General features: G+C 70.0%; 28 protein-coding genes. 23 read left to right on the top strand and 5 right to left on the bottom strand.

Going from position 1 to position 25264, the window contains the following annotated elements; all coding sequences use genetic code 11:
* Positions 1–154: 154 nt before the first annotated feature.
* Positions 155–1036: a signal recognition particle-docking protein FtsY gene (gene ftsY / locus SJY14_RS11825; RefSeq protein ID WP_369813588.1), complete on the top strand. Its 882-nt coding sequence runs from the start codon at positions 155–157 to the stop codon at positions 1034–1036.
* Between the two features lie 20 nt (positions 1037–1056).
* Here ftsY and lipA read toward each other — a convergent pair whose 3' ends face one another.
* Both lipA and lipB read right to left on the bottom strand, forming a co-directional pair.
* Positions 1057–2043: a lipoyl synthase gene (gene lipA / locus SJY14_RS11820; RefSeq protein ID WP_396599010.1), complete on the bottom strand. Its 987-nt coding sequence runs from the start codon at positions 2041–2043 to the stop codon at positions 1057–1059.
* Complete coding sequence (gene lipB / locus SJY14_RS11815) at positions 2040–2723, bottom strand: lipoyl(octanoyl) transferase LipB (RefSeq protein ID WP_396599009.1); 684 nt, start codon at positions 2721–2723, stop codon at positions 2040–2042. The genes lipA and lipB overlap by 4 nt, the downstream gene beginning before the upstream one ends.
* 104 nt (positions 2724–2827) lie before the next feature.
* Between lipB and ffh the strand changes: the two genes are divergently transcribed.
* Entirely contained in the window at positions 2828–4399 is a 1572-nt protein-coding gene (gene ffh / locus SJY14_RS11810; protein WP_396599008.1) for a signal recognition particle protein, read from the top strand.
* 91 nt (positions 4400–4490) lie between these two features.
* Here the strand turns inward: ffh and SJY14_RS11805 are convergent, their stop codons facing one another.
* Positions 4491–5636 carry a glutamate--cysteine ligase gene (locus tag SJY14_RS11805; protein ID WP_396599007.1) on the bottom strand — a complete coding sequence of 382 codons (1146 nt, stop codon included), beginning with the start codon at positions 5634–5636 and terminating at the stop codon, positions 4491–4493.
* Positions 5637–5939: 303 nt separating this feature from the next.
* On the opposite strand from SJY14_RS11805, the gene rpsP reads away from it, so the two are divergent.
* The 4 genes from rpsP to trmD are packed head-to-tail and all read left to right on the top strand — an operon-like array spanning position 5940 to position 7932.
* Positions 5940–6356: a 30S ribosomal protein S16 gene (rpsP, locus tag SJY14_RS11800; protein WP_054145619.1), complete on the top strand. Its 417-nt coding sequence runs from the start codon at positions 5940–5942 to the stop codon at positions 6354–6356.
* A gap of 3 nt (positions 6357–6359) precedes the next feature.
* On the top strand, positions 6360–6596 hold the full coding sequence (locus SJY14_RS11795) for an RNA-binding protein (RefSeq protein WP_396599006.1): 237 nt from the start codon (positions 6360–6362) through the stop codon (positions 6594–6596).
* Between the two features lie 4 nt (positions 6597–6600).
* Complete coding sequence (rimM, locus tag SJY14_RS11790) at positions 6601–7236, top strand: ribosome maturation factor RimM (RefSeq protein ID WP_396599005.1); 636 nt, start codon at positions 6601–6603, stop codon at positions 7234–7236.
* A gap of 3 nt (positions 7237–7239) precedes the next feature.
* Positions 7240–7932 (top strand): tRNA (guanosine(37)-N1)-methyltransferase TrmD, encoded by a 693-nt coding sequence (trmD, locus tag SJY14_RS11785; RefSeq protein ID WP_396599004.1) that lies wholly within the window; start codon positions 7240–7242, stop codon positions 7930–7932.
* A gap of 60 nt (positions 7933–7992) precedes the next feature.
* Here the strand turns inward: trmD and map are convergent, their stop codons facing one another.
* Positions 7993–8763: a type I methionyl aminopeptidase gene (map, locus tag SJY14_RS11780; protein WP_396599003.1), complete on the bottom strand. Its 771-nt coding sequence runs from the start codon at positions 8761–8763 to the stop codon at positions 7993–7995.
* Between the two features lie 38 nt (positions 8764–8801).
* Between map and SJY14_RS11775 the strand changes: the two genes are divergently transcribed.
* From SJY14_RS11775 to SJY14_RS11735, 9 genes are all read left to right on the top strand, one after another.
* Positions 8802–9371 carry a hypothetical protein gene (locus tag SJY14_RS11775; RefSeq protein WP_071254216.1) on the top strand — a complete coding sequence of 190 codons (570 nt, stop codon included), beginning with the start codon at positions 8802–8804 and terminating at the stop codon, positions 9369–9371.
* 160 nt (positions 9372–9531) lie between these two features.
* Positions 9532–9879 (top strand): 50S ribosomal protein L19, encoded by a 348-nt coding sequence (gene rplS / locus SJY14_RS11770; protein WP_043596315.1) that lies wholly within the window; start codon positions 9532–9534, stop codon positions 9877–9879.
* A 67-nt stretch (positions 9880–9946) separates the two neighbouring features.
* Positions 9947–10696 carry a signal peptidase I gene (gene lepB / locus SJY14_RS11765; protein ID WP_396599002.1) on the top strand — a complete coding sequence of 250 codons (750 nt, stop codon included), beginning with the start codon at positions 9947–9949 and terminating at the stop codon, positions 10694–10696.
* Entirely contained in the window at positions 10693–11331 is a 639-nt protein-coding gene (locus tag SJY14_RS11760; protein WP_071254212.1) for a ribonuclease HII, read from the top strand. The genes lepB and SJY14_RS11760 overlap by 4 nt, the downstream gene beginning before the upstream one ends.
* Positions 11332–11405: 74 nt before the next feature.
* Positions 11406–11729, top strand: coding sequence for a DUF2469 domain-containing protein (locus SJY14_RS11755; protein ID WP_043596320.1), 324 nt, complete (start codon positions 11406–11408; stop codon positions 11727–11729).
* A gap of 151 nt (positions 11730–11880) precedes the next feature.
* Positions 11881–12246 (top strand): YraN family protein, encoded by a 366-nt coding sequence (locus SJY14_RS11750; protein WP_396599001.1) that lies wholly within the window; start codon positions 11881–11883, stop codon positions 12244–12246.
* Positions 12243–13772, top strand: coding sequence for a YifB family Mg chelatase-like AAA ATPase (locus tag SJY14_RS11745; RefSeq protein ID WP_396599000.1), 1530 nt, complete (start codon positions 12243–12245; stop codon positions 13770–13772). The genes SJY14_RS11750 and SJY14_RS11745 overlap by 4 nt, the downstream gene beginning before the upstream one ends.
* Positions 13769–15031 (top strand): DNA-processing protein DprA, encoded by a 1263-nt coding sequence (gene dprA, locus SJY14_RS11740; RefSeq protein ID WP_396598999.1) that lies wholly within the window; start codon positions 13769–13771, stop codon positions 15029–15031. The genes SJY14_RS11745 and dprA overlap by 4 nt, the downstream gene beginning before the upstream one ends.
* Before the next feature lie 50 nt (positions 15032–15081).
* Positions 15082–15996, top strand: coding sequence for a tyrosine recombinase XerC (locus SJY14_RS11735; RefSeq protein ID WP_143048530.1), 915 nt, complete (start codon positions 15082–15084; stop codon positions 15994–15996).
* A gap of 93 nt (positions 15997–16089) precedes the next feature.
* Here the strand turns inward: SJY14_RS11735 and SJY14_RS11730 are convergent, their stop codons facing one another.
* Positions 16090–16635, bottom strand: a complete 546-nt coding sequence (locus tag SJY14_RS11730) for a murein hydrolase activator EnvC family protein (RefSeq protein ID WP_396598998.1) — start codon at positions 16633–16635, stop codon at positions 16090–16092.
* A 133-nt stretch (positions 16636–16768) separates the two neighbouring features.
* Here SJY14_RS11730 and SJY14_RS11725 point away from each other — a divergent pair, with 133 nt between their 5' ends.
* The 8 genes from SJY14_RS11725 (at position 16769) to SJY14_RS11690 (ending at position 25213) form a co-directional block, all read left to right on the top strand.
* Positions 16769–18217 carry a sugar porter family MFS transporter gene (locus tag SJY14_RS11725; protein WP_071254196.1) on the top strand — a complete coding sequence of 483 codons (1449 nt, stop codon included), beginning with the start codon at positions 16769–16771 and terminating at the stop codon, positions 18215–18217.
* A 69-nt stretch (positions 18218–18286) separates the two neighbouring features.
* Complete coding sequence (locus tag SJY14_RS11720; RefSeq protein WP_071254194.1) at positions 18287–20002, top strand: BCCT family transporter; 1716 nt, start codon at positions 18287–18289, stop codon at positions 20000–20002.
* 320 nt (positions 20003–20322) lie between these two features.
* Positions 20323–21261, top strand: a complete 939-nt coding sequence (gene rpsB / locus SJY14_RS11715; protein ID WP_396598997.1) for a 30S ribosomal protein S2 — start codon at positions 20323–20325, stop codon at positions 21259–21261.
* Positions 21262–21303: 42 nt separating this feature from the next.
* A complete protein-coding gene (tsf, locus tag SJY14_RS11710; RefSeq protein ID WP_043596332.1) occupies positions 21304–22131 on the top strand; it encodes a translation elongation factor Ts in 828 nt (275 codons plus the stop codon).
* A 151-nt stretch (positions 22132–22282) separates the two neighbouring features.
* A complete protein-coding gene (pyrH, locus tag SJY14_RS11705) occupies positions 22283–23002 on the top strand; it encodes a UMP kinase (protein ID WP_071254190.1) in 720 nt (239 codons plus the stop codon).
* A gap of 77 nt (positions 23003–23079) precedes the next feature.
* Positions 23080–23598: a ribosome recycling factor gene (gene frr, locus SJY14_RS11700; RefSeq protein ID WP_054145670.1), complete on the top strand. Its 519-nt coding sequence runs from the start codon at positions 23080–23082 to the stop codon at positions 23596–23598.
* Positions 23598–24596, top strand: a complete 999-nt coding sequence (locus SJY14_RS11695) for a phosphatidate cytidylyltransferase (protein ID WP_083396101.1) — start codon at positions 23598–23600, stop codon at positions 24594–24596. The genes frr and SJY14_RS11695 overlap by 1 nt, the downstream gene beginning before the upstream one ends.
* Positions 24597–24658: 62 nt before the next feature.
* A complete protein-coding gene (locus SJY14_RS11690; protein WP_396600276.1) occupies positions 24659–25213 on the top strand; it encodes a DivIVA domain-containing protein in 555 nt (184 codons plus the stop codon).
* Positions 25214–25264: the final 51 nt, after the last annotated feature.

Raw genomic sequence — 25264 nt, 5'->3', positions numbered from 1 at the left:
CTCGCGTCGCGCCCTGATCAGGACGGCTGCGAACCGGTGCACCGGGTCGAGATCGGTCTCTTCCGTATTGACGACGCCACCGCGTGGGAGTACTCCCCTTCAACCTGGCGAGCTTACAGCCTCTGCACGTCCGCGGTCTCGCCCGGGGCCGAATATGCTGGCCCGCATGGCTTCTCCCTGGTCCCTCTCCGGTGCCCTCCGTGGCATGTTCGCCAAGAAGACGATCGACGAGACCACGTGGGACGACCTCGAGGCCGCCCTGATCGGCGCCGACTTCGGCCCCGACGTGACCGAGCAGATCATCGACGACCTCCAGGCGAAGGTGCAGCGCTACTCGACCACCGACCCCGCCGACCTCAAGCGCATGCTGCGCGAGACGCTCGAAGAACGGCTCTCGAAGCTCGACTCGACCCTCAAGCTCAGCGCCCGACCCGCCGTGGTGCTGATGGTCGGCGTCAACGGCGTCGGCAAGACGACGACGATCGGCAAGTTCGCCAAGTTCCTGCGCAACTACGACCGCTCGGTCGTCGTGGGCGCGGCCGACACCTTCCGCGCGGCCGCCGTCGAGCAGGTCGCGACCTGGGCCGAGCGTGCCGGCGCCCGCATCGTCCGCCCCCAGCAGCAGGGCCAGGACCCTGCGTCGGTGGCGTTCCAGACGGTCGAGCTCGCCATGCGCGAGGGCATCGAGATCGTCCTCATCGACACGGCGGGCCGCCTGCAGACGAAGTCGGGCTTGATGGACGAGCTCGGCAAGATCAAGCGCGTGGTCGAGAAGCAGACCGAGATCGCCGAGGTGCTGCTCGTGCTCGACGCGACGACCGGCCAGAACGGCCTGGCACAGGCGCAGGCCTTCATCGAGCACGCCGGGGTGACCGGTCTCGTCCTGACGAAGCTCGACGGCTCGGCCCGGGGCGGTTTCGTCCTCGCGGTGCAAGAGCAGACCGGCATCCCGATCAAGCTCGTCGGTCAGGGCGAGGGCATCGGCGACCTCACCGGCTTCACCCCCCACGTGTTCGTCCAGAACCTCATCGCCTAGCGAGTCCGGGCAGGCGCGGGTCACACGGCCTGGCGTCCGGCCCCCGCCTCGAGCAGGTGCCGCAGCGCCTCGGGCACGACCCCGCCGCGCGCCTCGGTCGCCCGCGCCCACAGCCGACCCGCACGGTACGACGAGCGCACGAGCGGCCCGGCGAGCACGCCGCTGAAACCCATGTCCTCCGCGATCTCGCGGAAGTCGACGAACTCGTCCGGGTGCACCCATCGGGCGACCGGCAGGTGCCGGGGGCTGGGGCGCAGGTACTGGGTCAGCGTGATGATGTCGGTGTGCGCCTCCCGGAGGCATTCGAGGGCGTCGATCACCTCACCCCGTTCTTCGCCCATGCCGAGGATGAGGTTCGACTTCGTCACGAGCCCGGCGTCGTGCCCTTGCGTGATGACGTCGAGGGACCGCTCGAAGGTGAACGCGGGGCGGATGCGCTTGAAGATGCGCGGCACCGTCTCGACGTTGTGGGCGAAGACCTCGGGCCGGGCGTCGAAGACCTGCCCCAGCAGTTCGGGGCGACCGTTGAAGTCGGGCACGAGGATCTCGACGCCCGTGCCCGGGTTCAGCTCGTGGATGCGACGGATGGTCTCGGCGTAGAGCCACGCGCCTCCGTCGTCGAGGTCGTCGCGTGCGACGCCGGTGACGGTCGCGTAGCGCAGCCCCATCTCGCGCACCGACTCGGCGACCGAGAGGGGCTCGCGGCGGTCGAGCGGGCTCGGCCTGCCGGTGTCGATCTGGCAGAAGTCGCAGCGTCGCGTGCACTGCGAGCCGCCGATCAGGAAGGTGGCCTCGCGGTCCTCCCAGCACTCGAAGATGTTCGGGCAGCCGGCCTCCTGGCAGACGGTGTGCAGCTTCTTGTCGACCACGAGCTCGGTCAGGGCGCGGTACTCGGGTCCCTGCCTCGCGGTCGTCTTGATCCAGGCCGGCTTCTTCTCGATCGGGGTCTCGGCGTTGCGGGCCTCGACGCGCAGCAGGCGTCGGCCCTCGGGGGCGGTCGTCGTCATCGGTGGGCTCCCACGGGGTCGGGTCGGGCAGGCAGGCGGCGGGCGGTCTCGAGGCCGCTCAGGTAGGCGGTCAGGGCCGCCTCGAGGGCGTCCGCGACGTCGGTGACGGCCACGCGCCTCCCGGAGGCGCGGGTCAGGCTGGTGACGCCGGCGTCCGTGATGCCGCAGGGCACGATCTGGGCGTAGGGGGACAGGTCGGCGTCGCAGGTGAGGGCGACGCCGTGCATCGTCACGCCCTCGGCGACGCGCACGCCGACCGCCGCGACCTTCTCGTCACCGAAGGGCCCCCGCACCCAGGCGCCGCTGCGCCCCGCGATGCGCACGGCCGACACTCCGACGCCCGAGCACACGTCGATCAGGCACGCCTCCAGTGTTCGGACGTGCGCGACGACGTCGAGCGGTTCGGGCAGGCGCACGATCGGGTACGCCACGAGCTGACCGGGGCCGTGCCAGGTGATGCGTCCGCCGCGGTCGACCGGGACCACGGGGGAGCCGTCGCGAGGCAGATCGGTCGGCTGCGTCCGCGTCCCCGCCGTGAAGACGGACGGGTGCTGGCAGAGGACGAGGGCTGAGTCGAGCCGCCCCGCCACCACGTCGGCGTGCAGCTGCCGCTGCAGGCGCAGCCCCTCGCGGTAGTCGAGCGGCGGACCCGTCAGGCCGACACGTCGCGTCGTGGTCATGCCCCGAGCGTAACCACATTGATGCACCGAGTACAACAAAAGCGAGCCCAGGAGGCGCGGCCACGCAGCGCGGGACGCCGACGGTCGGTTAAGATGGGCGCACCATGGCCACTTTTGGAACCCTCTCCGACCGCCTCGCGGAAACGTTCAAGAACCTCCGCAACAAGGGCAAGCTGAGCCCCGCCGACGTCGACGGCACCGTGCGCGAGATCCGTCGCGCCCTGCTCGACGCCGACGTCGCGTTCGACGTCGTCAAGGCGTTCACGAACACGGTGCGCGACCGCGCCCTCGGCGACGAGGTCAGCAAGGCCCTGAACCCGGCGCAGCAGGTCGTCCAGATCGTCAACGAAGAACTCGTGCAGATCCTCGGTGGTCAGCAGCGTCGGCTCGAGTTCGCCAAGAACCCGCCGACCGTCATCATGCTCGCGGGCCTCCAGGGTGCCGGCAAGACGACCCTCGCGGGCAAGCTGGCCAAGTGGCTCGCGAAGGACGGCCACACGCCCATGCTCGTGGCGGCCGACCTCCAGCGCCCCAACGCGGTGACGCAGCTGCAGGTCGTCGGTGAGCAAGCCGGCGCCCACGTCTTCGCACCCGAGCCCGGCAACGGCGTCGGCGACCCCGTCAAGGTCGCCAAGCAGGCCATCAAGTACGCCCGCGACAAGCAGTACGACACCGTCATCGTCGACACGGCCGGTCGTCTCGGCGTCGACGCCGAGCTCATGAAGCAGGCCGCGAACATCCGCAAGGCCGTCGACCCCGACGAGGTGCTCTTCGTCATCGACGCGATGATAGGTCAGGACGCCGTGGCCACGGCCAAGGCCTTCCAGGACGGCGTGGACTTCACCGGCGTCGTGCTCTCGAAGCTCGACGGCGACGCCCGCGGTGGTGCCGCCCTCAGCGTCGCGTCGGTCACCGGCCGCCCGATCATGTTCGCGTCGACGGGCGAGTCGCTCGACGACTTCGAGCCGTTCCACCCCGACCGCATGGCGAGCCGCATCCTCGACCTCGGTGACATCCTCTCGCTCATCGAGCAGGCCCAGCAGGCCTTCGACGAAGAAGAAGCGATGGCGGTCGCTCAGAAGATCGCGACCGACTCCTTCACGCTCGACGACTTCCTCACGCAGATGCAGCAGCTGCGCAAGATGGGCTCGATCAAGGGCATGCTCGGCATGTTGCCGGGTGCCAAGGGCATGCGTGAGCAGCTCGAGAACTTCGACGAGCGCGAGATCGTCCGCACCGAGGCGATCATCCAGTCGATGACCCAGCAAGAACGCGCGATGCCCAAGCTGCTCAACGGCTCGCGTCGACTGCGCATCGCCAGGGGCTCGGGCATGACCGTCACCGACGTCAACCAGCTCGTCCAGCGCTTCGAGCAGGCCTCGAAGATGATGAAGACCGTCGCCAAGGGCGGCGTGCCCCAGGTCCCCGGCATGGGCCCGATCCCCGGGGCCTCGTACGCCGGCAAGAAGGCACAGCCCAAGAAGAAGGGCTCGAAGGCCGGCAACCCGGCGAAGCGTGCCGCCCAGAACGCCGCCCTCGCCACCGGTGCCAAGCCGGCTTCCTCGGCTCCCGGCGGTTCGGGCTTCGGGCTCGGCGGCGCTGGGGCCACGGCCGGCGGCACGGCACCCTCGCCCGAAGAACTGGCGTCGCTGCAGAAGATGCTCGGGCGCGGCTGACCCGACCCGCGCCTCCTGACGATCGCCGACGCCCGTCCCGCCTGACGCGGGGCGGGCGTCGTCGTCGGTGCGTGACGCTGGACGCGACGGCTCACTCGGCCGCCGACAACCCCTCGTCGAATTCGCGGACCAGCGAGGCCACGACGGGCCGGAGGTCTCCGCCGTGGGCGGCGGCCACGGCGAGCTGGCGCTGGTAGCTGGCCCCGCGGTCGGTGATCATCGCGAGCGAGTGCAGTTCGTCGAGGCACCCGAGGCGTTCGGCCGCCGGCTCGAGCGTCGTCACGAGCTCGCGCAGGTCGTCCGTCACCAGCCGCTCGTCACCGGCGGCGTTCTGGATCACGATGGCGTCCATCCCGTACCGGGCGGCGCGCCACTTGTTCTCCCGGACGAACCACGGCTGCATGCTCGGCAGGTCCTCGCCGCGGTCGAGCCGCTCGGACATGTCGTCGACGAGGCACTGCACCAGCGCCGTCACGGCGGCGAGCTCGTCGGTCGTCGCGATGCCGTCGAAGACCCGGGTTTCGAGGGTGCCCCACTTCGGCGAGGGGCGGAGGTCCCAGCGCAGTTCGCTGTGGTCGTCGATCACGCCGGTGTGGGTCATGTCGACCACCATGGCCTCGTACTCGGACCAGGTCGCGAACTGGGGCGGCAGGCCCGCCGTCGGCAGCTGCTGGAACATCAGGGCGCGGTTCGAGGCGTATCCCGTCTCTTCCCCGACCCAGAACGGGCTGGACGCCGTCAGGGCCTGGAAGTGCGGCAGGTAGGTGAGCATGCCGTTGAGGATCGGGAGCGCCTTGTCGCGGTCGTCGATGCCGACGTGCACGTGGACGCCCCAGATCATCATCTGGCGACCCCACCAGCGCGTGCGGTCGATCAGGGTCGCGTAACGCTCCTTGTCGGGGGTCACCTCTTGGTCGACGTAGCGGCTGTAGGGGTGCGTCCCGGCACACATCAGGTCGGCGCCGAGCACCGAGGCGGGGCCGCGGACCTGGTCGATCGTGCCCTTCAGGTCGTCGACGGCGTCGGCGACGCGGCGGTGGACGCCCGTGACGACCTCGACCGTGTTGGTGAGCAGTTCGTTGGTCAGCCGCTCGGGACCGCCGTCGTTCACGTGCGCCAGGTCGGCGAGGATCGCCGGGGCGTGCGGTGCCAGCTCGCCCGACTCGTGGTCGACGAGGGCGAGCTCCCACTCGACGCCGAGGGTCGACCGCTCTGAGGTCGTGAAATCGATGCGCATCCGCGTGGCCTTCCCGTGGGCGTCAGGGCGGGTCCATCCTGCCAGCCGAGGGCCCGAGGGGACCGTCCGCCGGGCTGGCCGGCGCCGCTCGGGTCGTCCCGTGACGCCGAGGAGGCGCGGTGTCGGACACGACGCGACGAAATTCGTGCAGATGGCCTTTCGTCTGCAACAATGGGAGGTCGAGTCTTCTGTCGTCCGACCCTCTAATCAGGCGACGTTCGACTCCCATCAGAGCTTTCGAGCCGAGTGTGCCCCCACGCTCACGGCTAGCAACTCGCCCACATCACATCACACAGGAGAATTGTGGCTGTCAAGATCCGTCTCAAGCGCATGGGCAAGATCCGCGCCCCCTACTACCGCATCGTCGTCGCCGACTCGCGCACCAAGCGCGACGGTCGCGTCATCGAAGAGATCGGCAAGTACCACCCGACCGAAGAGCCTTCGTTCATCGAGGTCGAGTCCGAGCGCGCGCAGTACTGGCTCGGCGTCGGCGCACAGCCGACCGAGCAGGTCGCCGCGCTGCTGAAGCTCACGGGTGACTGGGGCAAGTTCAAGGGCGACGCCGACGCCGTCAGCACCGTCAAGACCAAGACCCCGAAAGAGGCCTTCGTCGCCGACGAGAAGAAGAAGCCGGTCCTCGTGCCCAAGACCGAGAAGCCCGCGGTCAAGGCCGAGGCGCCCGCCGAGTCCAGCGACGACGCCGAGACCACCGAGGCGTAGTCAGTGCTTGCACCTGCACTCGAACACCTCGTCCGGGGGATCGTCGATCACCCGGGCGAGGTGCAGGTCGTGGAGAAGAACTCCCCGCGAGGTGACGTCCTCGAGGTGCACGTCCACGCGGACGACCTCGGTCGCGTGATCGGCCGTGCCGGTCGCACCGCCAAGGCCCTCCGCACCCTGATCACGGCGCTGGCCGACGGCAAGCGCGTCCGGGTCGACGTCGTCGACGGCGATCTCTAGAACCGTGCCGTCCGACCGCAAGACCGAACTCCGGGTGGGGCGACTCACCAAGGCCCACGGCCTCAAGGGTGCCCTCAAGCTCGAACTCTTCACCGACACCCCCGAGCAGCGCTTCGTGCCGGGTGCCGTGTTCCGCCTGCAGGTGCCCGCCGACAGTGCCTGGCACGACAAGACCCTCACCCTCACCGAGCTGCGCTGGTACAACAGCCACCCGGTCGGCTTCTTCGAGGGCGTCGACGACCGCACTGCCGCCGAGTCCCTCGTCAAGGCGATCCTCTGGGTCGACCAAGACACCGACGAGCTGCCGCACGAGGACGACGCCTGGTACGACCACCAGCTGGTCGGCCTCCGCGTCGAACGTGACGGCGTCGTCGTCGGCACGGTGGCCCGGGTCGACCACATGCCGGCCCAAGACCTGCTCGCGGTCGACACCGCGTCGGGCGAGGTCCTCGTCCCGTTCGTCTCGGCGCTCGTGCCGAAGGTCGACGTCGAGGCCGGCGTGGTCGTCGTGACCCCGCCGCAGGGGCTCTTCGAAGAGCTGGCCGACGACACGGACGACGAGGCGGCACCCGACGGTGAGTCCGCTCCCGACGATCGGCCGACGTCCGACGGCGAGTCCGCTCCCGACGACGAGCGCTGACGCGTGCGCATCGACATCGTGTCGATCTTCCCCGAGTTCTTCGGGGTGCTCGACATCTCGTTGCTCGGCAAGGCCCGGCAGCAGAAGCTGCTCGACGTCGAGGTGCACGACCTTCGTGACTTCACGCACGACCGGCACCGCACCGTCGACGACACGCCCTACGGCGGGGGAGCCGGCATGGTCATGCGGCCCGAGCCCTGGGGCGAGGCGCTCGACCACGTCTTCGGCGAGACGTCCACGCCCGACGACACGCTTATGATCGTCCCGTCTCCGGCCGGTACTCCGTTCACCCAGGCCACGGCTCGTGAGCTCGCGTTCGCGCCGCACCTGGTCTTCACCTGCGGTCGCTACGAGGGCATCGACCAGCGCGTCGTCGAGCACGCCGCCACCCGGGCGACGGTGCGTGAGATCAGCCTCGGCGACTACGTGTTGAACGGTGGCGAGGTCGCGGTCACGGCGATGATCGAGGCCATCGGGCGGCTCGTCCCGGGCGTGGTGGGCAACCCCGAGAGCCTCACCGAAGAGAGCCACGAAGACGGCCTGCTCGAGTACCCCAGCTACACCAAGCCGGCGTCCTGGCGGGGCCTCGACGTGCCTCCCGTGCTGCTCAGCGGCAACCACGCGGCCATCACGACCTGGCGTCGTGAGCAGCAGCTCGAACGCACCCGCCGGGTGCGGCCCGACCTGCTCGACTGACGGGGTCCGAGGGCTGGGGCACAGGCCGGGGGCCGAGGCCCCGGCCCCGGCCCGTCCGGGTCAGCCGCGTGCGGTGAGCACGAGCGGTCCGTCCTCGGTGACGGCCACGGTGTGCTCGACGTGCGCCGCCCTCGAACCGTCGACGCTGCGCAGCGTCCAGCCGTCGGCGTCGGTGACGATCTCGTCGGTGCCCCGCATCAGCCACGGCTCGATCGCGACGACGAGCCCGGGGCGCACCGGCCAGCCCCGGCCCGCGCGTCCGTCGTTCGGCACGTGGGGATCGCCGTGCATCGTCCGTCCGACCCCGTGGCCGCCGAACTGCAGGTTGACCCCGTAGCCCGCGCCACGGGCGACCTGGCCGATCGCGGCCGAGACGTCGCCCAGCTTCGCGCCCGGCCTCAGCGCGGCGATGCCGGCGTCGAGTGCGACCTCGCAGGTCTCGATCAGGCGGAGGTCCTCCGGCGACGCCTGCTCGCCGACGACGAACGACACGGCCGAGTCGGCGACCCAACCGTCCACCGAAGCGGCGAAGTCGAGGCTGAGCAGGTCTCCGTCGCGCAGGCGGTAGCGGTGCGGCAGGCCGTGCAGGGCCGCGTCGTTGACCGACGTGCAGATCACCTTGCCGAACGGACTCGCGCCGAACGACGGGTGGTAGTCGACATAGCAACTCTCGGCGCCCGCCTCGCGGATCATGCGGTGCGCGAGCGCATCGATCTCGAGCAGGTCGACCCCCGGTCGTGCGGCAGCTCTGGTCGCCTCGAGCACGCGGGCGACGAAGGCTCCGGCGGGCCGCATGCGCTCGATCTCGTCGGGAGTGCGCAGTTCGATCATGCAGCCATTCTTCACGATCGTTTCGTAGCCTCGACCGTATGACGATGCGCCGGGTCTTCTACCGCCTCCTCTGGGTGGCCGTGTTCGTGCTGCCGCTCTGGGTGCTGCTGGGCCGTGCGTTCTTCGGTGTCCCGCTGGGCCTGCAGTTCGTGGGCCAGCTGCTGCTCGTGCCCCTGCTCTTCGTGGGTCAGGCGGTGGCCACCGGTGTGGTGGTGGGTCGCCGCAGCGTCCGGCAGGCGAAGGCCGTGTCGTGGGCCGACGTCGGCTTGCTCACCGTGTCCTGGCTCGGCCAGCTCGGTCTCGGATTCTTCATCGTCGACAGCTCCGCCGAGTCCGTGTCCGCGTCGGCCTTCACGCAGGTCGCCGGCGGGGTCTCCTCCCTCGACCTGTCCACCGCCCTGTTCGCGCTCTGCGCCGTCGTGACCATCGCGGCGGGCGTCGGCCTGTTCGCCTCGGCCCTGTGGCAGTTCGTCCAGGAGGCGCGGGCCCGCATGGCCACGTCGCTCGCCGATCTCGAGAGGGTCGCGTCGGGCACCGGGGCCGCAGCGGGACGTCGGCCCGGCTACGGCGACGACGGCCCGGTCATCACCATCACGCCGCGAGGCTGACACGGGTGCCCGTGCTGTGGCACAATTGACGCTTGTGCCTGCGCACGACTCTGCCACAGGGGAGTCTGCCGATCCAGAGCACACCTTCTTCATCATGACGGGCGCGTGACGCGCCCCAGACACGCAGTCGACCTGTGGCGGTTGCAGAGAGCGAACGACAATGCACATCCTCGACGCGGTTGACTCCGCCAACCTCCGCTCGGACGTCCCCGACTTCCGCGCCGGCGACACCGTCAAGGTGCACGTCAACATCATCGAAGGCACGCGCTCGCGCGTCCAGGTCTTCCAGGGTGTCGTCATCGGCAAGCAGAACGAGGGCATCCGCGAGACCTTCACGGTCCGCAAGGTGAGCTTCCAGGTCGGCGTCGAGCGCACCTTCCCGGTGCACTCCCCGGTCATCGACCACATCGAGGTCGTCAGCCGTGGTGCCGTCCGTCGCGCCAAGCTCTACTACCTGCGCGAACTGCGCGGCAAGAAGGCCAAGATCAAGGAGAAGCGCGACAACTAGTCACGCGCTCCGGCGACATCCTCCGAGCTCCCCGCCATCTAAGATGGCGGGGAGCTCGGGTGGTTAAATGACGAATGACACAGTGAGGCGCGCCCTGCGTCCTCGACGCGACGACGGCAAGAAGCGCGGCATCGGCACGTTCGTGCGCGACGTCCTCGTCATCTTCTTGGCGGCCCTCCTCATCTCGTTCCTCATCAAGACGTTCCTGATCCGGTCGTTCTACATTCCCTCGGGTTCAATGGAACAGACGCTCCAGATCAACGACCGAATCATCGTCAACGAGCTCGTGCCCGACCTCGTCGACGTCAAGCGGGGCGACGTGGTCGTGTTCACCGACCCGGGTGGGTGGCTCGACGGCACCGCGCCGATCAGCACCACCACGGGCAACCCGGTGTCCGACGGCATCTCGTGGTTCCTCACGCAGGTCGGGCTCGGTGCACAAGACAGCAACGACCACCTGATCAAGCGGGTGATCGGCCTGCCGGGCGACACGGTCGAATGCTGCAACGACTTCGGGCAGATGTCGGTCAACGGCGTGCCCCTCGCCGAGCCCTACGTGAACCTGCCCCCGGGCGAGACCCGCGTCTCGGCTGACGACTTCTCGGTCACGGTGCCCGCCGGCTCCCTGTGGGTGATGGGCGACAACCGCTACAACTCGAAGGACAGCCGGTACAACGGCGCCACCCCGAGCAAGGGGTTCGTCCCGATGAGCGACGTCGTCGGGCGTGCCTTCGTCATCAGCTGGCCCACGGCCCGTTGGACGTGGCTCGGCGACTACCCCGACGTCTTCCGCGGCACCGAACGAGAGGGCGAATGAGCCCCGTCGTCGACCCGACCCTCGAGGTCGAACGCGAGCTGCACGCCTCGGGAGCGACCTGGGTGATCGGCTGCGACGAGGTGGGTCGAGGTGCGATCGCCGGGCCGGTCGCGGTCGGGCTCGGGGCGGTCCACGTCGAGTGCCTCGACGTCCCCGAGGGCCTGCGCGACTCGAAGCTCCTGTCCGAGAAACGCCGCGAGGCCTTGTACCCCCTCGCGACGTCCTGGGTGTCCCATCACGCGGTGGGTTTCGCCGAGGCGCACGAGGTCGATCGGCTGGGCATCGTCGTCGCCCTCGGTCTGGCGGGCAAGCGTGCCCTGACCGCGCTGCACCACGCCGGCGTCGGCATCATGCAGTCCGTCGTGGTGCTCGACGGAAACCACGACTACCTGTCGCCCCAGCTCACCACCCCGCCCCGGATCACGACCCGGGTCAAGGCCGACCGCGACTGTGCGTCGGTGGCAGCGGCATCGGTCATCGCGAAGGTCGAGCGCGACCGGCTGATGATCGAAGCCGACGGTGTGCACCCGGGGTACGGCTGGGCAGGCAACAAGGGCTACGGCTCGTCGGCGCACTACGGGGCCTTGTCCGAACTGGGGCCGTCGCCGTTGCACCGCCTCACCTGGCTGCACTGACGCCAGGGTTAGAGGTGCGAGACGGCAGACCTTCGGCGTCCGCCGCCCCAGGGGCCGCGTAAGATGATCCTCCGATGGACGAGGACGATTTCGAAGACTACGACCGCGAGGTCGAGCTCGCGCTGTACCGCGAGTACCGCGACGTGGTGTCGCAGTTCCGCTACGTGGTCGAGACCGAGCGGCGCTTCTACCTGGCCAACGAGGTCGACCTCGTCCGGCGCGACACCGAGCACGACTTCTACTTCGAACTGTCGATGACCGACGTCTGGGTGTGGGACGTCTACCGTTCCGACCGGTTCGTCAAGTCGGTCCGGGTGCTCACCTTCAAAGACGTGAACGTCGAAGAGCTCACCACCCGCGACCTCGAGCTGCCGAAAGAACTCGCGCTCGACGAGTAGTCCCGGCCGCGACGCGACCCGCTGCAGCGGGATGCGATCCGTCTGACACGGCTCGTCCCCAGCCGTCGCCGGATCGATCGCGTCCCCAGACGATCTCTCGCCCGCCCTCCGTGGGTCAGGCCTCCGCCAGCCTGCTGGCAGGAGGTCAGACATGGCGAAGAAGGACGAATTGGGTCGGCGCGGCGAAGACGTCGCGGCCGAGTACGTCGAGGCGCAGGGCATGCGGGTCGTCGAGCGCAACTGGCGGTGTCGCGAGGGCGAGATCGACGTGGTCGCCCTGGACGGCGACGAACTCGTCGTCGTCGAGGTCAAGACGCGGTCGGGCACCGGCTACGGCCACGCGCTCGAGGCCGTGACACCGGCCAAGTTGGCGCGTCTGCGACTGCTGGCGGGGGCCTGGTGCCAGGCGCATCCCACCACGACGCCCCGGGGGTTGCGCATCGACGTCGTGGGCATCACGGTCGAGCGATGCGCGGGGCACGAGCGCATCGACCACGTCCGCGGGGCCGGAGCATGAGCGTGGCGCGGACGAGGGCGGTCGCCCTGCTGGGGGTCGACGGTGCCCTGGTCGAGATCGAGGCCGACATGGGTGCCGGGCTGCCGGCTTTCGTCATCATCGGTCTGCCCGACACCTCGCTGGGCGAGGCCCGCGACCGGGTGCGGTCGGCCGCGACGAACTCCGGGTGTGCCTTGCCGGCGCGCAAGCTGACCGTCAACCTGTCACCGGCCTCGCTGCCCAAGCAGGGGTCGTCCTTCGACCTCGGAATCGCCATCGCGGCCCTGGCCGCCGCCGAAGTCGTTCCGGCCGAGTCCGTCGAGCGCGTCGTCCACCTGGGCGAGCTCGGTCTCGACGGCCGACTCCGCCCCGTCGACGGCGTCCTGCCCGCCGTGCTGGGTGCGCGTCGGGCAGGGGCCACCACCGTCATGGTGCCGACCGACAACGCCGACGAGGCGGCCCTCGTGCCCGGCATCCGCGTGGTGGCCGTGCCGAGCCTTCGCGAGGCCGCGATCTGGCACGGCGCTTGCCTCGAACCCGAACCGGTCGAGGCCATCACGAGATCGCGTTCCGAACCGGCGGTGCCGGCCGAACTCGACCTCGCTGACGTCATCGGCAACGTCGACGCCGTCGAGGCGCTCGTCGTCGCCGCGGCCGGCGGCCACCACCTCCTCATGGTGGGCCCGCCCGGCGCGGGCAAGAGCATGCTGGCGGCCCGCCTGCCGGGTCTGTTGCCCGACCTCGACGCCGACTCGGCCCTCGAGGTCGCGTCGATCCGCTCGTTGGCCGGGGTCGCCGTCACGGGCGATCTCGACCGGCGTCCACCGTTCGAGGCACCTCACCACACCTGCAGCGCGGCGGCCCTCGTCGGCGGCGGCAGCGGGGTCATCCGGCCCGGCGCAGCGTCGAGGGCGACCCGCGGCGTGCTGTTCCTCGACGAGGCGCCCGAGTTCCAGCAGACGGTCCTCGACTGCCTCCGCCAGCCCCTCGAATCGGGCGAGACCGTGGTCCACCGATCGCGGTCGGTCGCCCGCTTCCCGGCGAGGTTCCAACTCGTCGCCGCGGCCAACCCGTGCCCCTGCGGGCAGTACGGTTCCCGCGACTCCGACTGCAGCTGTTCACCGCACCAGCGGCGTCGGTACCTCGGCAAGCTCTCCGGGCCGCTCGTCGACCGCATCGACCTGCAGTTGCGGGTGGCCCGCATCAGCTCGTCGCAGTTCCGCGCCTCGGTCGACGTCGTCCCGACGACGACGCGTCAGGCCCGCGACCGCGTCGACCGGGCACGCGACCATGCCGCCCGTCGGCTCGACGGCACGCCCTGGCGGTTGTCCGGCGAGGTCCCTGGTACGTGGCTGCGTGACCCGGTGAACCGCCTGGCCGTGGCCGACTCGCAGCCCGTCGACCGGGCTCTCGAGACCGGTGCCCTGACGATGCGGGGCTACGACCGCGTGCTGCGCGTCGCCTGGACCCTCGCCGACCTCGACGACGAACCCGCCCCCGTCCGCCGTCACGTCGTGCGGGCCCTGAGCATGCGGCAGTCGCTGTGAGCGACCTGCTCCGCGCGACCCCCGGCGAGCTGGCCGATCTCGTGCGGCCCGTCCTGCCGAGGCCCGACGATCTCAGCGAGGCGCAGGCCGTCCGGGCCTTCGCCTCGGGCGCCTGGACGGGCGTGGTCGAACCGGGGGACGCGGTGGGTGGGGTCGTCAGGTCGATGTTGGGCCCCACCGTGGGGCTCCGCGTCGTGCTCGAGGCGGCGGTCGGTCACGACGAACCCCGCCCGGGTCTCCTCGCCGGGGCCCTGGTCGAGGCCGGGGCGACCCTCGACGACGTCGAGCGGCTCGACCTCGTCCGGGCGCTGAAGAGATGGCGGCCGCGACTCGAGACCGGCGTGATCCTCCGGTCGTTCCACACGGCGACAGCGGTGGGGTCGCGGCTGCTCGTGCCGGGCTCCCCGCTCTGGCCCTCGGTCCTCGACGAGCTCGGCGATCACGCGCCCGTGGCCCTCTGGGCGCGAGGTCCGGCGCCGGTCCCGGCACCGGCGTCGAGCATCGCGATCGTCGGCTCGCGGGCGGCGACGGCCTACGGCGAGCAGGTGTCGGCCGAGCTCGCCGACGGCGTGGCCGACCGAGGCCTCGCCATCGTCTCGGGTGCCGCCTACGGCATCGACGGCGCCGCGCACCGGGCAGCTCTGGCCGCGTCGGCGACGACGATGGCGGTCATGGCCGGGGGAGTGGACCACCTCTACCCCGCCGGGCACGACGGCCTGCTGCGACGCATCGTCGAGACGGGCCTGATGATCTCCGAGGCCCCCTGCGGGGGCAAGCCGTCACGCTGGCGTTTCCTGCAACGCAACAGGCTCATCGCGGCCCTGACGGCCGCGACCGTCGTCGTCGAGGCCGGCGGGCGCTCGGGGTCGCTGAACACGGCCGCCCACGCCCAGTCGCTCGGTCGTCCGGTCGGGGCCGTGCCCGGCCCGGTGACCTCGCCGTCGTCCGTGGGCTGCCACGCCCTGATCCGATCCGGTCTGGCCGAGTGCGTGACGAGTGCCGACGAGGTCCTCGCGCTCACCGGGGTGTCGACCGACCTCGTCGTGGCGTCGTACCAGGGGCGGCGTCTCGACCCCGAGACGATGCGGGTGCTCGACGCGCTCAGCACGACGGCGACCCGCGAGACCGACGAACTGGCCGTCGCGAGCGGTCTGTCGCTCGAGACGGTCCGCGACGTGCTCGCCGAGCTCGACCTCTCGGGTGCGGCCCGACGGTACGGGTCGGGGTGGCGACGGGTGAGGGGGCGCCGCGATGGCTAGCCTGTCGGCATGCACGGGCCGGGGTCGAGACGCGAGGGGCGGACCCTGCCGTGACGCGCCTCCTGGGCGAGGTCGAACGCTTCGCGGACCACCTGCACGACGGCCGGGGGCTCAGCGACCACACGGTGCGCTCGTACGGGGCCGACCTCGACTCACTGGTCGTCTTCGCCGAGAACCGGCTCGGTCGACCCGGCGAGGTGGGCGACCTCGACCTCGACCTGCTGCGCGACTGGCTCTGGCAGGGCACGCAGGCCGGGCTCGCCCGGGCCACCCTCGCGAGACGGTCGGCGAGCGTCCGGGCCTTCACCCGGTGGCTCGACGAGACCGACCGGACGCCGGTCGACGTCGGTGCGCGGCTGCGCGCGCCGAAGCCCGAGAGCCGTCTGCCCCGCGTCCTCACCCGTGAGCAGGTCGACGGCCTGCTGGCCTCCCTCGCCGTCCGTGCCGACACGGGTGACCCCGGCGCGCGGCGGGACCTCGCCGTCGTCGAACTGCTCTACGGGGCGGGCCTACGCGTGTCCGAGCTCGTCGGGGCCGACCTCGGCGACGTCGACCTCGAGCGGCTGACCGTGCGGGTGACCGGCAAGGGGGCGAAGCAGCGCGTCGTGCCGTTCGGGGTGCCGGCGGCCGCGGCTCTGGGACGGTACCTCGAACTCGCCCGCCCGACGCTCGTCACCCCGGCCACGGACGCCGCCTTCTTCGTGGGGTCGACCGGGGGCCGGCTCGGCACGAGGGCCGTCTACCGGCTGGTCGCCGGGCTGCTCGCCGACCTTCCCGGCGGGGGACCGGCGGGGCCGCACGCCCTGAGGCACACGGCGGCCACCCACCTGCTCGACGGGGGCGCCGACCTCCGGGCCGTCCAAGAGCTGCTCGGCCACGCGAGTCTCGGTACCACGCAGATCTACACGCACGTCTCGACCGACCGGCTGCGGGACAGCTACCGCTCGGCGCACCCGCGCGCCTGACGGCGCCCACCCTGCCTGACGAGGCCCCGCGCACCCGACGGTGCCACGGTCGCCGGCGTGGCCTGGCCTGGCCTGGCCAGGCCCGGCCCCTGTTCAGCGGGGCCGCGTCGGCAGCAGCACCGACGGTTCGATCCCGCCCAGGAACAGAAGGGGCGAGACGTACTCGCCGTCGATGCGCGCCCCCAGGTGCAGGCACGGCCGGTCGGCGCAGTGCCCTGGCTCGAGCACACCGACGGTCTGCCCCCGCGTGACGACGTCGCCCTTCGCGACGTCGGCCACCACCGGCTCGAAGCTGCTCAGCACTCCGCCCGAGTGGGCGATCGACAGCACCGGCCGGTCCACCACGACCCCGGCGAAGTGCACCACCCCGTCGTCCGGGGCGGTCACGACCGATCCCTCGGTCGTCCCGACGTCGATGCCGCGATGGCCCGGCGACCACGGGTTCGGCGGCCCGACGAAGGGGCGGACCACCGGGTGGGGCGAGGCGACGGGCCAGGCCCACACCGCGCCTCCTGCCCCCACCGCCCGGGGCGACGCGACCGCCGGGGCGGGCGCGAGCGTCCCGGCCGCGACGACCGCCAGGATCGTCGTCGAGGCGGAGGCGAGGCGGCTGACCGATCGTGGAAGGAATGTGCGCATACCGGCACCGTGCCGGTCGCGCAAGCTTTCTCGGCGAGGCGTAAGGTTCACCCGTGCATGAACACCCCGTGCACACCGTTTGTGGGGGAGTCGTGGCCACGAGCCCTGCTCCTCGAGCCGTGAAGGAGTACAGGTGTCGAACACCACTGCAACGACGAAGAGCTTGAACAGGCGGGTGACCGCGCTCGCCGTGGCGGCGGCCATCGGCGGGTTCCTGTTCGGCTTCGACTCGTCCGTCATCAACGGCGCCGTCCAGTCGATCACCGACGAGTTCGGCCTCACCGAGTTCGCCTCGGGCTTCGCGGTCGCCTCGGCCCTGATCGGTTGTGCCATCGGTGCCTACGTCGCCGGCCGTCTCGCCGACAAGATGGGCCGCATCAAGGTCATGTTGATCGGTGCCGGTCTGTTCCTGATCAGCTCCGTCGGTGCCGCCGCGGCCTTCGCCGTCTGGGACCTCGTGCTCTGGCGCGTCATCGGCGGCCTCGGCATCGGCATCGCGTCGGTCATCGCTCCCGCCTACATCAGCGAGGTGTCGCCCAAGGCCATCCGCGGTCGTCTGGCGTCGTTCCAGCAGCTCGCCATCACCCTCGGCATCTTCGCCGCCCTGCTGTCGGACCAGCTCTTCGCGGTCACGGCGGGCGGCGCCTCCGAGCCGTCGCTCTTCGGCCTCGCCGCCTGGCGCTGGATGTTCCTGGTGGGCATCGTCCCGTCGGTCGTCTACGGCGTGCTGGCCTGGCGTCTGCCCGAGTCGCCGCGGTACCTCGCCGGTGACGGGCGTGAGGCCGAGGCCAAGAAGGTCCTGCAGTCGATCGTCCCGGCCGAGACGGTCGAGACGAGTCTGAAAGAGATCACCGACTCGATCCGCACCGAGGCCGAACTCGAGAAGAAGTCGTCGATCCGCGGCACCCGCTTCGGTCTGCAGCCCATCGTCTGGGTCGGCATCATCCTCGCCGTGCTGCAGCAGTTCGTCGGCATCAACGTGATCTTCTACTACTCGACCACGCTCTGGCAGGCCGTCGGCTTCCAGGAAGAGGACTCGTTCCTCATCTCGACCATCACCGCCGTCGTCAACGTCGCGGTGACCTTCATCGCGATCGGACTCGTCGACAAGGTCGGTCGCCGGCCGATGCTGCTGACCGGCTCGATCGGCATGTTCGTCAGCCTCGCCGTCACCGCCCTGGCCTTCAGCCAGGCCACCACCTCGGCGAGTGGCGACCCGTCGCTGCCCGGCGCCTGGGGCCCGGTGGCCCTCGTCGCGGCCAACCTCTTCGTCGTGTCGTTCGGTGCCACGTGGGGCCCGCTCATGTGGGTGCTGCTCGGCGAGATGTTCCCGAACAGCATCCGGGCCACGGCGCTCGGCGTGGGCAGCATGGCCAACTGGATCGCCAACTTCATCGTGACGGTCTCGTTCCCGACCCTGGCCGCCCTCAGCCTCACGTTGTCGTACGGCATCTTCGCGTTCTTCGCGCTCGTGTCGTTCTTCTTCGTCCTGGCGAAGATCCCCGAGACGAAGGGTCGCTCGCTCGAAGAGATGGGCACCTCGGCCGTCCAGGCCGACGCAGGGCGGTCTTCGAAGGCCTGAGCCTGGCAGAATCGATGCACGTCCCGTCCAGCTCCTGGGCGGGACGTTCGCATTCTGAGAGGATTTCCGATGAGCCACGCCGACGACGCGACACCGGTCGCGCACGCCGACGAGACACCCGGCGACGCGACGAGCGCCGCCCGCGACCACACCCAGGAGGCGCTGGTCACGCCCCGCCGAAGGGCCTTCGCCCCGTGGGTCTTCTGGCCCGCGGCGGTCGTGATCCTCGGCTTCGTCGTCTTCGCCATGGCCTTCCCGACCGTGGCCGAGGGCCTGTTCGGGTCGATCCAGAGCGGCATCGTGGGGGCGTTCGGCTGGTACTACGTGCTGCTCGCGGCCGTCTTCGTGGTCTTCGCCCTGTGGATGGGCGTAAGCCGCTACGGCGACATCAAGCTCGGCAAGGACGACGACGACCCCGAGTTCTCGCGCCTCTCGTGGCTGTCCATGCTCTTCGCGGCCGGCATGGGAATCGGCCTGGTGTTCTACGGGGTCGCCGAACCGCTGAGCCACTACGCGAGTCCGCGCCCGGGCGTGACCGGTGACGACAACCAGCTCGCCGGCCAGGCGCTGAGCCAGACCTACCTGCACTGGGGCGTGCACGCGTGGGCGATCTACATCGTGGTGGGGTTGGGCATGGCCTACGCGATCCACCGTCGTGGCCGTCCGGTGTCGATCCGGTACGCCCTCGAGCCCCTGCTCGGCACGCACGTCCACGGACTGTGGGGCAACGTCATCGACGTGGTCTCGGTCGTCGGCACGCTCTTCGGCGTCGCGACGTCGCTGGGTCTCGGGGTGCTGCAGATCTCGGCCGGGCTGTCGGCGGCGGGCATCGCCGAACCGACCCTGGTGATCCAGGTGATCCTGATCGCGGCCATCACGGGCGTCACGATCTTCTCCCTGGTGAGCGGGGTCACCAAGGGCATGAAGTGGCTCTCGAACGTCAACATCGTGCTGGCGGCCCTGCTGCTCGTCTTCGTGTTGGTCAGTGGCCCCTCCCTGTTCCTGCTGCGCGACTTCGTCCAGTCGCTCGGCAACTACCTCCAGAACGTCGTCGGCCTGACCTTCACGGTGAGCGCCTTCTCGGGGGCCGAGGGCGAGGCCTGGCAGGGCGCGTGGACCACCTTCTACTGGGGGTGGTGGATGTCCTGGGCGCCGTTCGTCGGGATCTTCATCGCGCGCATCTCGAAGGGCCGCACCGTCCGCGAGTTCGTCGTCGGCGTGCTCGTCGTGCCCACGTTGCTGACCTTCCTCTGGTTCAGCGTCATGGGCGGTGCCGCGCTCTACCGTGAGGTCTTCGGGGGTGGCGGCCTCGTGGGCGCCGACGGCTCCGTCGACACCGAGGGAGCCCTGTTCGAGATGCTGCAGGGCTTGCCCGGCGGTTCGATCGCGGTCTTCGGGGCCATCCTGCTGATCGGTCTCTTCTTCATCACGTCCTCCGACTCGGGCTCTCTCGTGCTCGGCATGATCTCGACCGGCGGCGACACCGAGCCCAAGACCTGGGTCCGCATCTTCTGGGCCGTGGTCACGGCCCTCGTCGCCATCGCCCTGCTCGTCACCGGCGGGCTCGACGCGCTCAAGACGGCCGCGATCATCACGGCGCTGCCGTTCAGCGTGGTGATGATCGGCATCTGCGTCGCGACCTTCCGGGCCTTCGACGCCGAGCACCGGCGGTTCCTGCGCGCCCAGCGCACGCAGTTGCGCGACGACTTCGGCGACCACTACGGACTCGAGGAGGCGCGGGCCCCCAAGCGCGGCCTGCTCGGCCTCGGTCGCCGCCGCTCGTAGTCGAGGTGCGAGCCTGCGGTGGTCGCCGTCCTCGGGTGGCGGCCACCGCCTCCTCGGACCCGTGGTGGTGCTAACATGAGCGATGCAGCCTGCTCAGCAGGCTGACTTCGCGTGCCCTGTGCGTCCTCGGACGCACCGACGTCGAGGCGACCTGGTCGCCTCGCGCCGCTCCCGGCCTCCACGTCCACTCGGTCCGAACGCGCCTCACGGTGTGCTCGGCGGACGTGTGCCCGGGCACCAGGCAGTGGCGACCGACCGGTCGCCCGACAACCGACAAGCAGGCGCACCCGCGGGTGCGCCCAGGAACAAGGAGAACGACCATGGCCGTCGTCACCATCCGCCAGCTGCTCGACAGCGGCGTCCACTTCGGACACCAGACCCGCCGCTGGAACCCGAAGGTGAAGCGCTTCATCCTCGCCGAGCGCTCGGGCATCCACATCATCGACCTGCAGCAGTCGCTCGGGTACATCGACAAGGCGTACGACTTCGTCAAAGAGACGGTCGCCCACGGTGGCACCATCCTCTTCGTCGGCACCAAGAAGCAGGCCCAGGGCTCCATCGCCGAGCAGGCCAACCGCGTTGGCCAGCCCTTCGTGAACCAGCGCTGGCTCGGTGGCCTCCTGACCAACTTCCAGACGGTCTCGAAGCGCCTCGCCCGCATGAAAGAGCTCGAAGACATCGACTTCGACGACACCACGCAGGGCTTCACCAAGAAAGAACTGCTGATCAAGAAGCGCGAGCTCGACAAGCTGCACAAGACGCTCGGCGGAATCCGCAACCTCACCAAGACGCCGTCCGCCCTCTGGGTCGTCGACACCAAGAAAGAGCACCTCGCGATCGACGAGGCCAAGAAGCTGGGCATCCCGGTCATCGGCATCCTCGACACGAACTGCGACCCCGACGAGATCAACTTCCCGATCCCGGGCAACGACGACGCGATCCGTTCCGTCGGCCTGCTGACGCGCATCGTCGCCGACGCCGCCGCCGAGGGCCTGGTGCAGCGTCACCAGAAGCCCGAGGACGCCGACCAGCCCGTCGAGCCCATGGCCGAATGGGAGGCCGAGCTGCTCGCGCAGGGCGAGGCCAAGGCCGCCGACGCCGCCGCCGAGGCACCCGCTGCCGAGGCCCCGGTCGCCGAGGCCCCCGTCGAGGAGAACGACGCCGACGCACAGGTCGCCGCGAAGCCCCTGGGCGAGCCGGTCGTCGAGCCCGTCGCCGAGGCCACCACGGCCGAGCCGGCCGAAGCCGACTCGAAGTAGTCCTCCTCCACCCTTCCGACTCCACGAAAGGAAGTCAGACACATGGCCAACTACACCATCGCTGACGTCAAGATCCTCCGTGACCGCCTCGGCGCGGGCATGGTCGACAGCAAGAACGCCCTCGAAGAAGCCGACGGCGACATCGAGAAGGCCGTCGAGATCCTCCGCGTCAAGGGACTGAAGGGCGTCGCCAAGCGCGAGGGCCGTCAGACCACCGCGGGTCTCGTCGCCGCGAAGCCCGGCTCGGGCTACGCCACGCTGATCGAGCTCGCCAGCGAGACCGACTTCGTCGCGAAGAACGAGAAGTTCGTCGCCCTGGCCGACCAGGTCCTCGAGGCCGTGCACGCGGCCGGTGCCTCCAGCGCCGCCGAGGGCAACGCCGCCGCGATCGGTGGCCAGACCGTCGAGGCCTTCGTCAACGACGAGGCCGCGCTCATGGGCGAGAAGGTCGAACTGCGCACCGTCAACCGCATCGAGGGCGAGCAGTTCGCCATCTACCTGCACAAGACCTCGAAGGACCTGCCCCCGCAGGTCGGCGTGGTCGTGGGCTACACCGGTGACGACGCCGAGACCGCTCGTTCGATCGCTCAGCACATCGCCTTCGCCGCGCCGACGTACCTGTCGCGCGACGAGGTGCCGGCCGAGCAGGTCGACAAAGAGCGTGCCATCGTCGAAGAGACCGCGAAGAACGAGGGCAAGCCCGAAGCGGCCCTGCCCAAGATCATCGAAGGTCGCCTCACCGGCTTCTTCAAGGAGATCGCCCTGCTCGACCAGGCCTACGCGAAGGACAACAAGTTGTCGGTCGCCAAGGTCGTCGACGAGGCCGGACTGTCGATCACGGGCTTCGCCCGCATCAAGGTCGGCGCCTAAGCAGCACCGTGACGGGGCCCGAGACGAACGTGTCTCGGGCCCCGTTCCCGTGCCCGGCCGAGGTGACGACGCCGGGTGCATCATCGGCGACGGACGGCGACCAGCCCGAACTCGCTAACCTGGCTACGGCCACGACGAGACGGAGACTCGCATGACATCGGAAACCACCGGACGACGACGCGTCCTGCTGAAGCTCTCGGGCGAGGCCTTCGGCGGCGGCCAGCTCGGCGTGAACCCCGACGTGGTCGGCGCCATCGCCCGCGAGATCGCCGACGCGGCGAACGACGTCGAGATCGCCATCGTGGTCGGCGGCGGCAACTTCTTCCGTGGCGCCGAGCTCAGTCAGCGCGGCATGGACCGGGGCCGGGCCGACTACATGGGCATGCTGGGCACGGTCATGAACGCCCTCGCGCTCCAGGACTTCCTCGAGCAGGCCGGTGCCGCGACGCGTGTCCAGTCCGCCATCGCGATGACCCAGGTCGCCGAGCCCTACATCCCTCGTCGTGCCGAGCGGCACCTCGAGAAGGGACGCGTCGTCATCTTCGGTGCCGGCGCCGGTCTGCCGTACTTCTCGACCGACACCGTCTCGGCCCAGCGGGCCCTCGAGATCGGGGCTTCCGAGGTCCTCGTCGCCAAGAACGGCGTCGACGGCGTCTACTCGGCGGACCCGCGCCACGACCCGTCGGCGGTCAAGCTCGACCGGCTCACGTACCAAGAGGCACTGATGCAGGGGCTCAAGGTCGTGGACTCGACCGCCTTCAGCCTCTGCATGGACAACGGCATGCCCATGCACGTGTTCGGCATGGAAGGCGAGGGCAACATCGCCCGCGCCATCCGCGGCGAACGCATCGGAACCATCGTCAGCAACTAGACGACTAAACTCGACCGCGAACCGAACAAGGAGCACCAGTGGCGATCAACGACGTACTCACCGAGACGCGCGAGAAGATGGACAAGGCGCTCGACGCCGCCAAGAACGACTTCGGCACGGTGCGAACCGGCCGCATCAACCCGGCTCTGTTCCAGAAGATCCCGATCGACTACTACGGCACCCCGACGCCGCTGGCTCAGCTCGCCTCGCTGCAGGTGCCCGAGGCGCGCACGATGATCGTCACGCCGTACGACAAGACGGCACTGAAAGAGATCGAGAAGGCCATCGCGACCTTCCCGAACCTCGGGGCCAACCCGACGAACGACGGCACCATCGTCCGCGTCACGATCCCCGAATTGACGCAAGAGCGTCGCAAAGAGTTCGTCAAGCTCGTCCGCAGCAAGGGCGAGGACGCCAAGGTCCAGGTGCGCAACGTCCGTCGCAAGTCGAAAGAAGCGCTCGACGCCCAGAAGACCGAGGTCGGCGACGACGAGGTCGCTCGTGCCGAGAAAGAGCTCGAGTCGATCACCAAGGGCTACATCGACTCCATCGACGACGCGCTGAAGAAGAAAGAAGCGGAGCTGCTCGAGGTCTGATGAGACAGCGACCCGACGGCGCCGGCCCCGACGACTCGTCACCGGCTCAGAAGAGCACCCTCGGCAGTCGCCGTGCCGACTTCGACGCTCGTGCGCAGGCGGCACGGCACGACATCGAGAACCAACTGCGGGCCGGCAAGGCACGCCTCGACTCGCGCAACGAGAAGTTGACGGCGCGCACCGGTCGCAACCTGCCGGCCGCCATCGCCGTGGGCGTGCTCCTCGGCGCGGCGGTGCTGCTGAGCCTGATCTTCGTCAAGGCGTTCTTCATGATCGTGGCCGCGGCCCTGATCGGCTCGTTGTGCTTCGAGCTCGCCAGTGCCCTCCGCTTCGCCGGCCGCGACGTGCCCCGCCTGCCGAGCGTCCTGGCCGGCGTGGCGGTCGTGCCCGCGGCCTTCTACGGGGGAGCCGGGGGCCAGTGGGCCGCTCTCGTCGGCGGCATCGTCGTCGTGTCGCTGTGGCGTCTCGTCGAGTTGGCCCGTCCGTCGCACCGTGGTGGCGCCTCCTCGCTCGGTCGCGACCTGGGTGCCGGGGCGTTCGTCCAGATCTACTGCTCGTTCCTCGGCAGCTTCATGGTCCTCATGGCCGCCCGACCCGACGGCCAGTGGTGGACGCTGTCGGCCCTCATCGTCGTGATCGCGGTCGACACCGGTGCCTACGCGACCGGCCTCAACTTCGGCAAGCACCCGATGGCTCCCCGCATCAGCCCGAAGAAGACCTGGGAAGGCTTCGCCGGCTCGGTGGCCGCCAGCCTCATCGCGGCCGTGCTGCTGTCCGTCTTCCTGCTCGACGAGCCATGGTGGTTCGGCCTCGTCTTCGGCGGCGTCATCATCGTGACGGCCACCATCGGCGACCTCTCCGAGTCGCTCATCAAGCGCGACCTCGGGATCAAGGACATCAGCACCTGGTTGCCTGGTCACGGTGGCTTCCTCGACCGGCTGGACAGCACGCTGCCGTCGGCGGCTGCGGCCTACGGTCTCTACCTGCTGTTCGCCTAGGGCACTCCGCCGAGAGCGAAGGGCCGCGCGTCCAGCGGCTTGCCATCGGGCCATGCGGCATGATGGTGGCCGTGAGCAGCACATTCCCGATCGTTCCCAAGGGCAAGCGGGGTTACGACGTCGACGAGGTCGACGCGTTCCTGGACGAGGCCCGCAAGGCCTACGCAGGCGTCGTCAGCCTCGGCATCGACTCCGCCCGCATCCGACGCACCGCCTTCGGATTGACCAAGAACGGCTACTCGACGGCACACGTCGACGCCGCGCTCGAACGTCTCGAGGACGCCTTCGCCAGTCGCGAGCGTGAACGTGCGGTCTCGTCGGGGTCCGAGTCCACGTGGTTCTCGACCGCGCGGTCCGGGGCCGAGGACATCGTGGCCCGGCTCGAGCGACCGCAGGGGCACCGCTTCGACCGGGTCGGCATCCTCACGACGGGCTACCACCCGCGAGACGTCGATCGCCTCACCCGTCGGCTTCACGGCTACTTCACCGACGGCCGCCCCCTCAGCATCGACGACGTCCGGGGATCGGTCTTCCGGGCCAAACGTGGCGGCTACCGAGAGAGCCAGGTCGACCTGCTCCTCGACACGGTGGTCGACGTCATGCTCGCCGTCCGCTGACGGCCAGGGCCTGTGCTTCGCCCGACGGCGGGGTGCGTCGCGACACGCTGA

The sequence above is a fragment of the Frigoribacterium sp. R86507 genome (genome assembly GCF_044597695.1).
Classification (GTDB): Bacteria; Actinomycetota; Actinomycetes; order Actinomycetales; family Microbacteriaceae; genus Frigoribacterium.
This window is presented reverse-complemented; position numbering and strand designations above follow the sequence as displayed.

Excerpts from the sequence above, each read along its gene's own strand:
- ftsY (WP_369813588.1), top strand. The coding sequence starts at position 155 with ATGCTGGCCCGCATGGCTTCTCCCTGGTCCCTCTCCGGTGCCCTCCGT.
- lipA (WP_396599010.1), bottom strand. The coding sequence starts at position 2,043 with ATGACGACGACCGCCCCCGAGGGCCGACGCCTGCTGCGCGTCGAGGCC.
- lipB (WP_396599009.1), bottom strand. The coding sequence starts at position 2,723 with ATGACCACGACGCGACGTGTCGGCCTGACGGGTCCGCCGCTCGACTAC.
- ffh (WP_396599008.1), top strand. The coding sequence starts at position 2,828 with ATGGCCACTTTTGGAACCCTCTCCGACCGCCTCGCGGAAACGTTCAAG.
- SJY14_RS11805 (WP_396599007.1), bottom strand. The coding sequence starts at position 5,636 with ATGCGCATCGATTTCACGACCTCAGAGCGGTCGACCCTCGGCGTCGAG.
- map (WP_396599003.1), bottom strand. The coding sequence starts at position 8,763 with ATGATCGAACTGCGCACTCCCGACGAGATCGAGCGCATGCGGCCCGCC.
- SJY14_RS11775 (WP_071254216.1), top strand. The coding sequence starts at position 8,802 with ATGACGATGCGCCGGGTCTTCTACCGCCTCCTCTGGGTGGCCGTGTTC.
- rplS (WP_043596315.1), top strand. The coding sequence starts at position 9,532 with ATGCACATCCTCGACGCGGTTGACTCCGCCAACCTCCGCTCGGACGTC.
- lepB (WP_396599002.1), top strand. The coding sequence starts at position 9,947 with ATGACGAATGACACAGTGAGGCGCGCCCTGCGTCCTCGACGCGACGAC.
- SJY14_RS11760 (WP_071254212.1), top strand. The coding sequence starts at position 10,693 with ATGAGCCCCGTCGTCGACCCGACCCTCGAGGTCGAACGCGAGCTGCAC.
- SJY14_RS11755 (WP_043596320.1), top strand. The coding sequence starts at position 11,406 with ATGGACGAGGACGATTTCGAAGACTACGACCGCGAGGTCGAGCTCGCG.
- SJY14_RS11750 (WP_396599001.1), top strand. The coding sequence starts at position 11,881 with ATGGCGAAGAAGGACGAATTGGGTCGGCGCGGCGAAGACGTCGCGGCC.
- SJY14_RS11745 (WP_396599000.1), top strand. The coding sequence starts at position 12,243 with ATGAGCGTGGCGCGGACGAGGGCGGTCGCCCTGCTGGGGGTCGACGGT.
- SJY14_RS11730 (WP_396598998.1), bottom strand. The coding sequence starts at position 16,635 with ATGCGCACATTCCTTCCACGATCGGTCAGCCGCCTCGCCTCCGCCTCG.
- SJY14_RS11720 (WP_071254194.1), top strand. The coding sequence starts at position 18,287 with ATGAGCCACGCCGACGACGCGACACCGGTCGCGCACGCCGACGAGACA.
- rpsB (WP_396598997.1), top strand. The coding sequence starts at position 20,323 with ATGGCCGTCGTCACCATCCGCCAGCTGCTCGACAGCGGCGTCCACTTC.
- tsf (WP_043596332.1), top strand. The coding sequence starts at position 21,304 with ATGGCCAACTACACCATCGCTGACGTCAAGATCCTCCGTGACCGCCTC.
- pyrH (WP_071254190.1), top strand. The coding sequence starts at position 22,283 with ATGACATCGGAAACCACCGGACGACGACGCGTCCTGCTGAAGCTCTCG.
- frr (WP_054145670.1), top strand. The coding sequence starts at position 23,080 with ATGGACAAGGCGCTCGACGCCGCCAAGAACGACTTCGGCACGGTGCGA.
- SJY14_RS11695 (WP_083396101.1), top strand. The coding sequence starts at position 23,598 with ATGAGACAGCGACCCGACGGCGCCGGCCCCGACGACTCGTCACCGGCT.
- SJY14_RS11690 (WP_396600276.1), top strand. The coding sequence starts at position 24,659 with ATGGTGGCCGTGAGCAGCACATTCCCGATCGTTCCCAAGGGCAAGCGG.